This is a genomic window from Parafrankia discariae (assembly GCF_000373365.1).
Lineage (GTDB): Bacteria > Actinomycetota > Actinomycetes > Frankiales > Frankiaceae > Parafrankia > Parafrankia discariae.
Genome location: NZ_KB891219.1, coordinates 284902 through 297083, shown reverse-complemented (window position 1 = coordinate 297083; position 12182 = coordinate 284902). Strand labels below are relative to the sequence as shown.

Here is a 12182-nt window from a genome sequence, read left to right as displayed (position 1 = left end):
GTCTGCCAGGTCACATCCGACCGCTTCGGACATACCCGATCGGACCCCTCCCGGGGGCGGATGGGACACTTCGCCCGGCGCGTGCGGACCATCACCCGTGCGCGGCGGCGGGCTCCCGTTCACCCTGGCCGGAACGGTCTGGGCAGCACGGCCGGAGCCCGCGCGGACCTCACCAGGGTCCCCACCGGACATCCCCGCGCCCGAGCCGGGCCGGGGCGGCACGGGAGGCGGCGCAGAGATGCGGACGGTTCGCGGCGGCACCGCACATCCCGGCGCAATCCCCGATCCGGGCACCACCATCGATCCGCGCGGCGCCGCCCGGCACCCGCTGCGGCGGGTCGCGGCCCTGCTGCTGGCCGGCGCCGTGCTGGCGCTCACCGCCTGCACCGGCGGCTCCGACACGAACGGCCTGGAGGACGCCTCGCCGGCCGAGATCGGCACCCGGTCGGTGGAGGCGCTGCGCGCGGCGCAGAGCGTGCGCGTCGTCGGGACGGTCCAGGACCCGTCGACGGACGGGACGACCAACTACGACCTGGTGATGTCCGGGTCGTCGTCACGGGGCACCGTCACCTCCGGCGCGATCGTCACCGAGGTCGTGAAGATCGCGGACGACACCTACGCCCGCGGCAGCAAGGAGTACTACGAGTCGATCGGCGAGGGCGCCGCCGCCGAGCTGCTCGCCGACCGCTGGGTCCGGCTCTCCGACGACGCGGCGGGCCAGTACCGCTACTTCACCATCGACGGCTTCGCCCTCTCGATCGGCGAGTACGTCTCCGCGCTGGACGGCGACGTGAGCACCGAGAAGATCAACGACCGGCCGGCCGTCAAGGTGGGCAGCAAGGTCGGGACGCTCCTGTGGGCCGCCAACACCGGCGACGCCGTGCCGCTGCGCCTGGAGCTGCTGGGCGGCGACGAGGGCCGGATGGAGTTCTCCGATTACGGGTCCAAGGTCGCGATCACCGCGCCGACCGACGCCGTCGACCTCGCCTCGCTGGCCTGACGGCTCGGCTGGCCTGACGGCTCCGGTCGGCCCGGCCGCTACCGTGGTCGGATGCTGGTGGCCGCCGTTGATCAGGGCACGACAGGAACCACGGTCTGCCTGCTCGACGAGGAGGCCACCGTCGTCGGCCGCGGCTACCGCCCGGTCGGCACCTCCTTCCCTCGCCCCGGCTGGGTGGAGCAGGACCCGGTCGAGCTGCTGCGCGGCGTCGTCGACACGGTCGCCGCCGCGCTGGCCGACGCCGGGCGGGCCCCGTCCGACCTGGCGGCGGTGGGGATCACCAACCAGCGCGAGACCACGGTGCTCTGGGAACGCCGCACCGGACGTCCGCTGTACCCCGCCGTGGTCTGGCAGGACCGGCGCACCGCGGACGTCTGCGAGCGGCTGGCCGCGGCCGGCCACGGGCCGCGGGTCCAGGAGCGCACCGGTCTGGTGCTCGACCCCTATTTCTCCGGGACGAAGGCCGCCTGGGTGCTCGACCACGTCGCCGGGGCCCGCCGGGCGGCCGCGGCCGGCGAGATCGCGTTCGGCACCGTCGACTCCTGGCTCGTCTGGGGCCTGACCGGTGGGCGGGCGCACATCACCGACGTCACCAACGCCTCCCGCACGATGCTGTTCGACCTGGCGGACGGCGCCTGGTCGGCCGAGATGTGCGAGCTGCTCGACGTCCCGCCCGAGCTGCTCGCCGAGGTGGTGCCGAGCTCCCGGGTGTACGCCGAAACCGATCCGGAGGTGTTCCTCGGGGTCCGGGTGCCGATCGCCGCGGTCGTCGGCGACCAGCAGGCCGCTCTGTTCGCGCAGGCGTGCTTCGAGCCCGGCCAGGCCAAGAACACCTACGGCACCGGCTCGTTCGTCCTGGTCAACACCGGGACGACGCTCCCGGCGCCGCAGTCGTCGCTGCTGCGCACCGTCGCGTTCGGGCTCGACGGCGAGCCGCTCACCTACGCCCTGGAGGGGGCGGTCCTCGCCACCGGTTCCGCGGTGCAGTGGCTGCGCGACGGGCTGGGCGTCATCTCCGACGCCGAGCAGACCGCGGCGCTGGCCGCCTCGCTCGACGGCAATGACGGGGTGTACTTCGTCCCCGCGCTCGCCGGGCTCGGCGCGCCGCACTGGGACCCGCGCGCCCGCGGCACCCTGGTCGGCCTGACCCGGGCGACCGGCCGGGCGCACCTGGCCCGCGCGGTGCTCGAGGGCATCGCCTACCAGACCAGGGACGTCGTCGAGGAGATGGCCGGCGCCGGCGTCACCGTGACCCAGCTGCGGGCGGACGGCGGCGCCGCGCGCAACCCGTGGCTGATGCAGTTCCAGGCCGACATCCTCGGAGTCGAGGTGGACGTCCCGGAGAACATCGAGACGACGGCGCTGGGGTCGGGCTACCTGGCCGGGCTGGCGACCGGCGTCTACGCCGGGCGTGACGAGCTGGACGCCCGGCGGCGCACCGCCGCGCGGTACCGGCCGGCCATGGGCGAGGACCAGCGAGCCGCGCTGTACGGGCAGTGGCTGCGCGCCGTCGAGCGCTCCCGGGACTGGGATCGCAGCTGACCTGGTTGTTTGTGCGATTTCCGGGATGAGAAACCGACATGTCCCACATCCGGACAACGATTGAAGCCCACTTAGAGACAACAAAGGCTCGCGGCTGATTGGGAAAACCGCCTGCCGCCGTCCGTGATTCCTGCCAACCTGTTCTGCGGGGGGCGGTTGGCGTCTCCTGCCGCACCTGACCCCCGGACGGAGACCGTGACCGACGCGGACTACGCCCTGGAACTCGGCCGCCGTCTCCGGGCGGCCCGCAACCGCCGCGGGCTGTCCCTGCTCGACGTCCAGGAACGCACCGGCGGGCGCTGGACCGCCGGAACCCTCGGTGCCTACGAACGTGGCAGCCGGACCCTGCGGGTACACCGTCTCGTCGAGCTCGCCGAGCTGTACGACGTCCCCGCGACCCTGCTGGTACCGCCGCCGGTCGAACGGCGCGAGACCGACGATTTGCCGCCGCTGGTGATCGACCTGCGCCGATTGCGCAAACTGCCACCGACGCGGACCGGCCCGCTGCGCCGGTGGATCGCGATCGTGCAGGTCCTGCGCTCGGACAGCTCGCGGGACGTGCTGCGCCTGCGCCGCTCCGACCTCCAGTCGCTGTCCCGGCTGTACAGCACGACGCCCGCGGTCCTCTACGAACGGCTCGGCGCCTGGGGCACGCTCGTCGAGCCCGGCGAGCCGGTACCGACCAGCGGCCGACGCCGAACCGCCCCGGTCCGCCCGGGACAGCCCCGCCGGTGATCCCGTGGGTGGTCCCGTGGGTAATCCCGTCGATAACGCCCGCCGATAACGTCGTCGCGAGTCCGTAGGATCGGCGGCGTGGCGGAGGTCCTGGCAGTCGAGGTGACCGATCTGGTCAAGACCTACCGGCGCGCCGCCGGCGGGAACACCGCGCGTCCGCGCTACCTGCGCGCCGGAACATCCGAGGCCGCCCCGGGCCCCGCGACGATTCCGCGGTCCGCCCGGGCCCGCGGACGCCGCCAGGCGCAGCCGCCCACCGAGGCCAAACAGGGTGACACGCCGCCCCCCGGGCGGCCCGGCCGCGCCGCACAGACCATCGAGGGCCAGGTCCTGCCCGGCCGGGAGCCCGCGGCCCGGATCCGCGCGGTCGACGGGCTGTCGCTGAGCGTCTCGGTGGGTTCCGTCACCGCCGTGCTCGGGCCGAACGGCGCCGGCAAGACCACGACGATCGAGATCTGCGAGGGGTTCCGGGCGGCCGACAGCGGCCAGGTCCGCATCCTCGGCCTGGACCCGATCCGCGACGGTGCGGCGCTGCGCCCCCGGGTGGGAGTGATGCTCCAGGCCGGCGGCATGTACCCGGGCGCCCGCGCCGGCGAGATGCTGCGGCTGATCGCCGCGCACCACGCCGACCCGCTCGACACCGGCGTCCTGCTGGAGCGCCTCGGGCTCGCCGAGGCCGCGGGCGTCCCGTTCCGCCGGCTCTCCGGCGGCCAGCAGCAGCGGCTCTCCCTGGCGATGGCCGTCGTCGGCCGACCCGAGCTGGTCTTCCTCGACGAGCCGACCGCGGGTCTCGACGTCCAGGGCCGCCGCGACACCTGGGAGCTCATCGAGGAGCTGCGGCTGTCCGGCGTCACGGTCGTGCTCACCACCCACGCGATGGACGAGGCCGAGCGCCTCTCCGACCAGGTCGTGATCGTGAACCGGGGCCGGGTCGTGGCCGCCGGGTCGCCGGCCGAGCTGACCCGCGGCGGCGCCGAGGGGCAGCTGCGGTTCCGCGCTCCGGTCGGCCTGGACGTCGAGCGCCTGCTGCTGGCCCTGCCGGACGGCACGACCGGTCGGGAGGGGCCGTCCGGCCACTACCTGGTGCAGGGCACCGTCGACCCCCAGCTGCTCGCCGCGGTCACCGCGTGGTGCGCCAGCAACGGCGTACTCGCGGAAGACCTGCGCGTCGAACAGCGCACCCTGGAGGACGTGTTCGTGGAGCTGACCGGCGCGGAGCTGGCGTCATGACCGCCACCGCCCTGGACCTGCGCCCGGCGCCGGGCGCGGCGCCGCGGGCCCGGATGCTGGCCGCGCAGACCCGCCTCGAGCTCACCCTCACCCTGCGCCGTGGCGAGTCGGTGCTGCTCACCCTGATCATCCCGATCGGGCTGCTCGTCTTCTTCTCCGCCGTGGACGTCCTGCCGACCTCGACCACCACGCAGCGCTCGGTGGACTTCCTCGTCCCCGGCGTGCTCGCGCTGGCCGTGATGTCCACCGCGTTCACCGGCCAGGCGATCGCGACCGGGTTCGAACGCTCCTACGGGGTGCTCAAACGGCTGGGCGCCTCCCCGCTCCCCCGCTCGATCCTGCTCGCGGGCAAGACGCTGGCCGTGCTCGCGGTCGAGGTCGTCCAGCTCGTCCTGCTGGTCGCCGTCGGTTTCGCCCTCGGCTGGGAGCCGGCCGGCTCGATCGCCGACGCGGGCTGGGTGATCCTGCTCGTCCTGCTCGGGACGGCCGCCTTCTCCGGCCTCGGCCTGCTGATGGCCGGCACGCTGCGCGCCGAGGCGACACTGGCCGCCGCGAACGGCGTCTACCTGCTGCTGCTCCTGGTCGGCGGCGTGGTGTTCCCGCTGGACGAGCTGCCCGGCTGGATGCGGGTCGTCGCCGAGGCGCTGCCCACCGCGGCGCTGTCGGACGGGCTGCGCGCGGTCCTGGCCGACGGCTCCGGGCCCGGGGCCGGCAACCTGCTTGTGCTCGCGCTGTGGTCGGTGGGGGCGCTGGGGCTGGCGGCACGGCTGTTCCGCTGGGATTGACATCCTCTCCGCCCTGAAGGGCGGAGATTCCCGTCTGCTACGCCCCGGTGGGGGTGAGCGTCGGGTGGGTTCCCGCTTCGCCGCGCGGTGCCGGCACGGGTGCCGGTCCTACCCGTGCTCCACGGGCTGACACGACCAGTCCGGCCGCCTTCGCGACGTTGACCGCCGCGTTCACATCTCGGTCGTGCGTCGACCCGCAGGCCGTACATGTCCATTCCCGAACCGCGAGCGGCTTCGGGCCGTCCTTCACCCCGCAGACCGAACACACCTGCGACGTCGGCTCGAACCGGCCGATCCGGACGAACATCCGCCCGTACCGGGCGGCCTTGTACTCCAGCATGGCGACGAACGCCGACCAGCCGGCGTCGTGCACCGACTTCGCCAACCTCGTACGGGCGAGCCCCCTGACCGCCAGGTCTTCCACGGCGACCGCTTGGTTCTCGCGGATCAGCCCGGTGGAGAGCTGGTGGTGGAACTCGCGCCGCGCGTCGGCGACCCGGGCGTGAGCACGGGCGACCTTGACCCGTGCCTTCGCCCGGTTGCGGGAGCCCCTCTGTGTGCGAGACAGGTCCCGCTGCGTCTTCTTCAGCCGCTTCTCCGCTCGGCGCAGGAACCGAGGGGATGCGATCTTCGTGCCGTCGGAGAGGACCGCGAAATGCGTCAGCCCGAGATCGACGCCGATCTCGCGACCCGCCTGGGCGAGGACTGGTTCCGGGCGGGTCTCCACGACGAAGGACGCGAAGTACCGGCCCGCGCTGTCCTTGACCACCGTCACGGTCGCCGGGGTGGACGGCAGCCGGCGTGACCAGCGCACCGCGATATCCCCGATCTTCGGGAGTCGGAGTTTCCCACCGGGGGTGATGGCCCAGCGGGCGTTCGCGGTGAAACGCACCGACTGGCGGCTGTCCCGCTTCGACTTGTACCGGGGCGCGCCCATCCGCGGGCGCTTGCCCTTCAGCCCGTCGAAGAAATTCCGGTAAGCCGCGTCGAGGTCCCGCAGGGACTGCTGCAGCACGACCGCGGACACGTCGGCGAGCCACGCCCGTTGCGGGGTCTTCTTCGCCTCGGTGATCAGCAGCTTGGACAGGCCCCCGATCTTCGGGAACGCCAGCCCGGCGGTACGGGCGGTCTCCCGGGCGCGCAGGGCGTCGTTGTACACCACCCGCGCGCACCCGAACGCCCGCGCCAGCGACTCGCGCTGACCGGCGCTCGGGTACAAGCGGAAGCTGTACCGGAGCTGCACCGATTCAGTCTAGCATTGGCCTATGACTGATGATCTTGGTGTACGTACTGGCAGGCACTGCGTTTTTGCGATGCATGCCCACTTGGTTTTCGTCACCAAGTACCGGCATCAGGTGTTCGAGGACCGGCACCTGACTCGGATGGAAGAGATCATGCGGTCGGTCTGCGTCGACTTCGAGACCGAGCTGGTCGAGTTCAACGGCGAACGTGACCATGTCCACCTGCTGGTGAACTTCCCGCCCAAGGTCGCCGTGTCCCGGCTGGTGAACAGCCTCAAAGGGGTGTCGTCGCGGCGGATGCGCCAGGAGTTCCCTGAGCTGATCCAGCACTACTGGCGCGCCCAGCGGTTGTGGTCGGGGTCGTACTTCGCCGGCTCCGTCGGCGGCGCCCCGCTCGACATGCTCCGTCGGTACATCGAGGAGCAGGCCCGTCCGGTCTAGGGCCGTATCTCGGTAGCCGCCGGCCGGGAGCAGCCGGCCGGCGTGCCGGTGGCCGTGCCGGTGCCGAGCCACCCCGGTAGTGGCGGCGCGCACCCCTTGCCACCGACTCGGGCGGATTACTATGACCGCGATGCCAACTTCTACCGATCGTCGGAGCAAGCCTCGCGAGAGCGGCGCCAGCCGGCCGGACACCGCCGCCGGCCCCGCCGGCCGGCTGCCGGTGATCGGGCTGCGCGCGTTCCGCCGGCTCACCCTCGCCAGCGTCCTGCTGCTCGCCGCGATCGTGGTGACCGGCGGCGCCGTCCGACTGACCGGCTCCGGGCTGGGCTGCCCCACCTGGCCGCAGTGCGGCGACGGCTCGTTCACCCCACACTCGGCGTACGCGCTCAACGGCGCCATCGAGTTCGGCAACCGCGTCATCAGCATCGTCGTCGGCCTAGTCGTGCTGGCCCTGCCACTGGCGGCCCGACGGCTGCGCGAGCCGCGCCGGGACCTGCTGCTGCTCTCCCTCGGCCTGTGGCTCGGCTTCGTCGGCCAGGCGGTGCTCGGCGGGATCACCGTGCTGGTGAAGCTGCACCCGGCCACCGTCGCCGCGCACTTCCTGCTGTCGATGGTCCTGCTGTTCAACGCCGTCGCGCTGCACCGGCGGGCCCGGCAGGGCGCCGGCCCGACCCCGCCGGCGGTCCGCCCGGAGTTGCTCTGGCTCGCCCGGCTGCTGATGACCGTGGCCGGCGGGGTGCTCGTCCTGGGCACCGTGGTGACCGGCACCGGCCCGCACAGCGGCGACAGCGCGGAGACGAAGCGGTTCGGCTTCGACATCGTCAACGTCGCCCAGCTCCACGCCGACGGCGCGATGATTCTCACCGGGCTGACCATTGCCATGATCTTCGCCGTCCGGCTGACATCCGCCCCGGCGGAGGCCCGCCGCAGCGCCAACGCGCTCGCGCTGACCGTCGTCGCCCAGGCCGCGATCGGCTTCACCCAGTACTTCGCCGGCATCCCGCCGCTGCTCGTCGCCCTGCACATGGCCGGCGCGACCCTCATGTGGATCGTCACCGTCCAGCTGTGGCTGGCCATGAGCGAACGCCCTGCGGCAGGCGAGAACGCCTGGACGGGCACCCACCAGCTCGCCACCGACTGACCAGGAATCGATCATGGTGTTCCGCGGAACCGGAACGCCCGTCGGTCAGGACGTGGCGGGCTGATCGACCAGGTCGAGGTCGAGGAGGCTGCGGGCGGTGGCGAGCACCGTTTGTTCGTTCGTCCGTGGCTGCCAGCCCAAGAGTCGTCGCGCTTTCGCGTTCGAGATCGTCCTGTGCGTGCCCACCCTGGGTGTCCCGTTGCGCGGCGGGGCGCCGGGCTCGTCGGGGATCACCCGGGTCGGTACCCGGGCCGCTTCGGCGCCCAGGTGGTCGCGTAGCAGGTGGGCGATGGCGGGCAGGCTGTACTCGGCACCGGCGACGGCGAGGAACCGCTGGCCCGCCGCGGCCGGGCTGTCCATGGCCAGGAGATGCAGCTCGGCGACGTCGCGGACGTCGACGACCCCGAAGAACAGCTGGGGAATGGCGGGCATGGCACCGGCGAGCAGGCCCCGCACCAGGTCGATGGAGCTGGCGTAGTCCCCGCTCAGCACCGGCCCGAAGATCCCGACCGGGTTGATCACCGCGAGTTCCGGCGTTCCGCCCTCGCGCCGCGCGAAGTCCCACGCGGCCCGCTCGGCGAGGGTCTTCGACTTCACGTACGCGCTGAGGCCGGGCTCGGCGGGATCGGTCCAGTCGTCCTCGGTGTAGGCCGCTCCCCCGGGTTTGGGGCTGTACCCCACGGCGGCGAACGACGAGGTCAGCACCACCCGGCGCACCCCGGCGTCCCGCGCGGCGCGCAGCACCCGCACCGCGCCGTCGCGAGCGGGAACGATCAGCTCGTCCTCGTGCTCCGGCGGTCCGCCCGGGAACGGTGAGGCCACATGCAGGACCACCTCGCAGCCCGCGACCGCCTCGGCCCAACCGCCGTCCCGGGTGAGGTCGGCGAGCGCGAAGGTCAACCGATCGTCCGGCTCGGCCCCACCGCGGGTGACCATCTCCCGGACGTCGTCCACCCGCGACCATGATCGGACCGTCGTGCGAACCTGGTGGCCCCGGGCGAGCAGCGCGACGATCGTGTGCGCTCCCACGAAACCCGAGCCGCCGGTCACCAGCACCCGCGGCCCACTCATCGCAGCTTCCCCGCGGCGTCGGTGGCGACGTCCACGGCACGCAGCTCCGCGGCGAGGTCTCCGCGGTCCCGGGCGGCCCACAGGTCGGCCTTGGCGCGCAGGTAGCGAAGCCGGACCTCGAGCCGGGCGATCTCGTCGGCCACCCGCGCCGCGTGGCCGGCGAACAGGGCCCGCTGCTCCGCCGCCGCCTCCCGGCCGCGCGGCAGCAGCCGCAGGTAGCGACGCATGTCCTCGATCGACATGCCGCTGGTCCGCAGGCACGCGAGCGACTCGATCGTCTCCACCAGCCGCGGGTCGTAGCAGCGGTGCCCGCTCGACTCGTCCCGCGGCACCGGGCCGAACAGGCCCACCCGTTCGTAGTAGCGCAGCGTCGGCTCGGTGAACCCCGTCCGCCGCGACACCTCCTGAATCGTCAGCATCATCCGCACGTCCGTCTCCGTCATGGCTCCAGGCTGACGAACCTCAAGCGCTTCAAGTCAAGCTCGCGCCGAGCGCGACCGACCAGCTGCCGGGTCGGAGCTGGGCGGTACCGGATCCCAGCCGGGCTGTTCGGCAGAGCCGGGATGTTCGAGGGTGTCAGCGCACCGCCCGGCCCGCGAGAGCGAGCATGCGCTCCTGCGCTCCGGCTTCCCGCGGTATCGGGATGATGTGGCCGTAGCGTCCCGACGCCCGCATCTGATCGGTGATCGCGGGCATGTCCGCGAGGACGGCCTCCACCAGATCGGTTGGTAGCCGGTCGTCCCCGCCGACCGCGCGGGCGAGGTCCCAGGTATGGATTGTCACGTCCCGCACGAGCGCGACCAGCAGGAACTCGGCGGCGACCATCTCCTGTCCGACCCGCACCCGCATGGCGGTTATTCCTCGCGCCTCGGAGCCGGCGAGGTCTGCCAGGGCCGGGTCCCGAGCGAGTACCCATGCCTGACGCGGATCCAGGCCCGGCGGGCTGTCCGCGACACGGTAGTCGCCGCCCCGCAGAGCCTCCGAGAACCCCAGGAGGTTACGGGCGACATGCGCGACGACATCCGCCCCCGTCCACCCCTCGCACGGGGACGGACCCGCCAGCGCTGCCGGGTCGGCCGCGTCCAACCGTCCACCGAAGACCTCGACGGACTGTCGGAAACTGTCGGATATCGGCCTGTGACGTAGTGACATAGCAGTGTTCTACATCGCGCCCTGCCGAACAGCGTGGCTGGAACCATCCGCCGCCGCGGCCGACGGAGCCGCGCCGTTCGGCGAGGGCGGGACGAGGCGGTACCGGCCAGGCCCCTCGAACCGACGACGCCCGTCACCCCGGGTGCGGGTGACGGGCGGGAGTCGGCTGACAGCGGTACCGGGGTCAGAGCAGCGCCGCGGCGGCCAAGGCCGCGAAGAGCAGGGTCAGGTACGTGATGGACATGTGGAACAGACGCATCGGGCTGATCTCGTCGCCACGCTTGGCCCGGGCGGCCATCCGGTGGGCCTCGGCGACGAACCAGGCGCCGAGCAGGACCGCCGGGACCAGGTACACCAGGCCGATGTCGGCCACCGGCGCGACGGCGAGGGACACCGCGACCATCAGATAGGAGTAGGCCAGGATGCGGCGGGTGACGACCTCGAGCGTGGCCACCACGGGGAGCATCGGGACGCCGGCGGCGGCGTAGTCGTCCTTGAAGCGGATCGCCAGCGCCCAGAAGTGCGGCGGCGTCCAGAAGAACACGACCGCGAAGAGCAGCACGGCGGGCCAGCCGACCGTGCCGGTCACCGCGGACCAGCCGATCAGCACCGGGAAGCAGCCCGCCGCGCCACCGATGACGATGTTCGACGGGGAGCGCCGCTTGAGGCCGAGCGTGTAGACGAAGACGTAGAAGGCGATGGCCCCGACGGACAGCACGGCCGACGTCCAGTTGACCAGCAGGCCGAACATGAGCGTCGAGATGATGCCCAGGGCGATGCCGAAGCGCAGCGCCTGGGCGGGCTCGACGACCTCCCGGACGAGCGGGCGGCGTTTCGTCCGACCCATGAGCTGGTCGATGTCGCGGTCGACATAGCAGTTGATCGTGTTGGCGCTGCCGGCGGAGAGAGTGCCGGCGAGCAGCGTCACCGCGATCAGCCACCAGGACGGCATCCCGCGCTCGGCGAGGAGCATGACCGGCACCGTGGAGACCAGGAGCAGCTCCACGACCCGCAGTTTCATCAGCGCTATGTAGGACCGGGCCCGGTTGGTCGCCCGGGCCAGTCGGCCCCGGGGAACGACCAGGACATCACCGGACGGCTCCGCCCCGGCGGCCGGCGCCGCGGGTACCGGGACGGCGGGTACCGGGACGGCGGCGGAGGTCACGGCGACACTCGGCGGTTGACCCGCGCCCGCGGCGGGAATGGCCCGCGGGGCAGGTCCCGCCGTGGCCGGACGGCCACCGCTCGACGTCACCGGGCGGCGGGGCAAGCCCTGCCGGTGGCGAACAACGGCCTCGGGAGACAGAACGACCTCGCGATCGGCGCGGTCATCCAGCGAACCGCGCGGGACGGTGCCCGAGAGAGGGCGTGGGTGGTGTTCTACGACGTGTCGGAGTCTAGCTGCCGGGAGCCGGCCAGTGCGCGTGGGCTGCGTCCCGACGGCGCTCCCACCCCGCGTGTGGGCGCCGTCCGCCGGGGGCGCCGGGCTTGCGGTGCGCAGCCCACGGGCCCCGCCGCCGGCCACGGCGCCGGACCGTGACGTCGGCGGTCCCGGGGGCCGGTGGTGGGCGGGCGGTGGGCCGGCGGAAAGCCAGTGTTCTTCGGCACGTTCCCGGTGTGCCACTCGGGCACGGACACTGGGGTGAGGATCACGCCCGCGGGTAGGGCCGAAGGCAGGGACATCTGGCACGGTCGCCATAAGCAGTAAGGAAGGCGGCGCGAGGGCAGTGACGATTTCGGCCGGGACGCCCGTGTCCGCCGCACCGGACCGTGCCGCGGCGGCGGGGGGCCGTCCGACCGGGTGCGATCATTGTGGGGGACGGCCACCCATCGTGGGCGGCGCG

General features: G+C 72.9%; 12 protein-coding genes. 7 read left to right on the top strand and 5 right to left on the bottom strand.

From position 1 onward, the window contains the following. Nucleotides 1-238: 238 nt before the first annotated feature. The 5 genes from B056_RS0118350 (at nucleotide 239) to B056_RS0118330 (ending at nucleotide 5292) form a co-directional block, all read left to right on the top strand. On the top strand, nucleotides 239-1000 hold the full coding sequence (locus B056_RS0118350; protein ID WP_154677098.1) for a hypothetical protein: 762 nt from the start codon (nucleotides 239-241) through the stop codon (nucleotides 998-1000). Nucleotides 1001-1051: 51 nt separating this feature from the next. Then, the gene (glpK, locus tag B056_RS0118345) at nucleotides 1052-2542 is read left to right on the top strand and encodes a glycerol kinase GlpK (RefSeq protein WP_018503325.1); all 1491 of its coding nucleotides are present in this window, start codon (nucleotides 1052-1054) and stop codon (nucleotides 2540-2542) included. A 195-nt stretch (nucleotides 2543-2737) separates the two neighbouring features. Further along, on the top strand, nucleotides 2738-3277 hold the full coding sequence (locus B056_RS0118340; RefSeq protein WP_018503324.1) for a transcriptional regulator: 540 nt from the start codon (nucleotides 2738-2740) through the stop codon (nucleotides 3275-3277). A 78-nt stretch (nucleotides 3278-3355) separates the two neighbouring features. Continuing rightward, nucleotides 3356-4507: an ABC transporter ATP-binding protein gene (locus tag B056_RS0118335; protein ID WP_018503323.1), complete on the top strand. Its 1152-nt coding sequence runs from the start codon at nucleotides 3356-3358 to the stop codon at nucleotides 4505-4507. Beyond that, nucleotides 4504-5292: an ABC transporter permease gene (locus B056_RS0118330; RefSeq protein ID WP_018503322.1), complete on the top strand. Its 789-nt coding sequence runs from the start codon at nucleotides 4504-4506 to the stop codon at nucleotides 5290-5292. The genes B056_RS0118335 and B056_RS0118330 overlap by 4 nt, the downstream gene beginning before the upstream one ends. 37 nt (nucleotides 5293-5329) lie before the next feature. Here the strand turns inward: B056_RS0118330 and B056_RS0118325 are convergent, their stop codons facing one another. Next, the gene (locus B056_RS0118325; protein ID WP_018503321.1) at nucleotides 5330-6535 is read right to left on the bottom strand and encodes an RNA-guided endonuclease InsQ/TnpB family protein; all 1206 of its coding nucleotides are present in this window, start codon (nucleotides 6533-6535) and stop codon (nucleotides 5330-5332) included. A gap of 22 nt (nucleotides 6536-6557) precedes the next feature. Here B056_RS0118325 and tnpA point away from each other — a divergent pair, with 22 nt between their 5' ends. Both tnpA and B056_RS0118315 read left to right on the top strand, forming a co-directional pair. Further along, nucleotides 6558-6974, top strand: coding sequence for an IS200/IS605 family transposase (gene tnpA / locus B056_RS0118320; protein WP_026239846.1), 417 nt, complete (start codon nucleotides 6558-6560; stop codon nucleotides 6972-6974). Nucleotides 6975-7095: 121 nt separating this feature from the next. Continuing rightward, nucleotides 7096-8115 (top strand): COX15/CtaA family protein, encoded by a 1020-nt coding sequence (locus tag B056_RS0118315; RefSeq protein ID WP_154677097.1) that lies wholly within the window; start codon nucleotides 7096-7098, stop codon nucleotides 8113-8115. Between the two features lie 45 nt (nucleotides 8116-8160). On the opposite strand, the gene B056_RS0118310 is transcribed toward B056_RS0118315, so the two are convergent. From B056_RS0118310 to B056_RS0118295, 4 genes are all read right to left on the bottom strand, one after another. Next, nucleotides 8161-9186: an SDR family oxidoreductase gene (locus tag B056_RS0118310; RefSeq protein ID WP_026239845.1), complete on the bottom strand. Its 1026-nt coding sequence runs from the start codon at nucleotides 9184-9186 to the stop codon at nucleotides 8161-8163. Then, complete coding sequence (locus tag B056_RS0118305) at nucleotides 9183-9629, bottom strand: MerR family transcriptional regulator (protein WP_018503317.1); 447 nt, start codon at nucleotides 9627-9629, stop codon at nucleotides 9183-9185. Before B056_RS0118305 ends, B056_RS0118310 begins: the two co-directional genes overlap by 4 nt. Nucleotides 9630-9762: 133 nt before the next feature. After that, the gene (locus B056_RS39545) at nucleotides 9763-10338 is read right to left on the bottom strand and encodes a TIGR03086 family metal-binding protein (RefSeq protein ID WP_084647182.1); all 576 of its coding nucleotides are present in this window, start codon (nucleotides 10336-10338) and stop codon (nucleotides 9763-9765) included. A gap of 184 nt (nucleotides 10339-10522) precedes the next feature. Then, nucleotides 10523-11503, bottom strand: coding sequence for a heme o synthase (locus B056_RS0118295; RefSeq protein WP_018503315.1), 981 nt, complete (start codon nucleotides 11501-11503; stop codon nucleotides 10523-10525). Nucleotides 11504-12182: the final 679 nt, after the last annotated feature.

What these genes read in the sequence shown, in the direction of transcription:
- B056_RS0118350 (WP_154677098.1), top strand. Translation starts at nt 239, where the DNA reads ATGCGGACGGTTCGCGGCGGCACCGCACATCCCGGCGCAATCCCCGAT.
- glpK (WP_018503325.1), top strand. Translation starts at nt 1,052, where the DNA reads ATGCTGGTGGCCGCCGTTGATCAGGGCACGACAGGAACCACGGTCTGC.
- B056_RS0118330 (WP_018503322.1), top strand. Translation starts at nt 4,504, where the DNA reads ATGACCGCCACCGCCCTGGACCTGCGCCCGGCGCCGGGCGCGGCGCCG.
- tnpA (WP_026239846.1), top strand. Translation starts at nt 6,558, where the DNA reads ATGACTGATGATCTTGGTGTACGTACTGGCAGGCACTGCGTTTTTGCG.
- B056_RS0118315 (WP_154677097.1), top strand. Translation starts at nt 7,096, where the DNA reads ATGACCGCGATGCCAACTTCTACCGATCGTCGGAGCAAGCCTCGCGAG.
- B056_RS0118310 (WP_026239845.1), bottom strand. Translation starts at nt 9,186, where the DNA reads ATGAGTGGGCCGCGGGTGCTGGTGACCGGCGGCTCGGGTTTCGTGGGA.
- B056_RS0118305 (WP_018503317.1), bottom strand. Translation starts at nt 9,629, where the DNA reads ATGACGGAGACGGACGTGCGGATGATGCTGACGATTCAGGAGGTGTCG.
- B056_RS39545 (WP_084647182.1), bottom strand. Translation starts at nt 10,338, where the DNA reads ATGTCACTACGTCACAGGCCGATATCCGACAGTTTCCGACAGTCCGTC.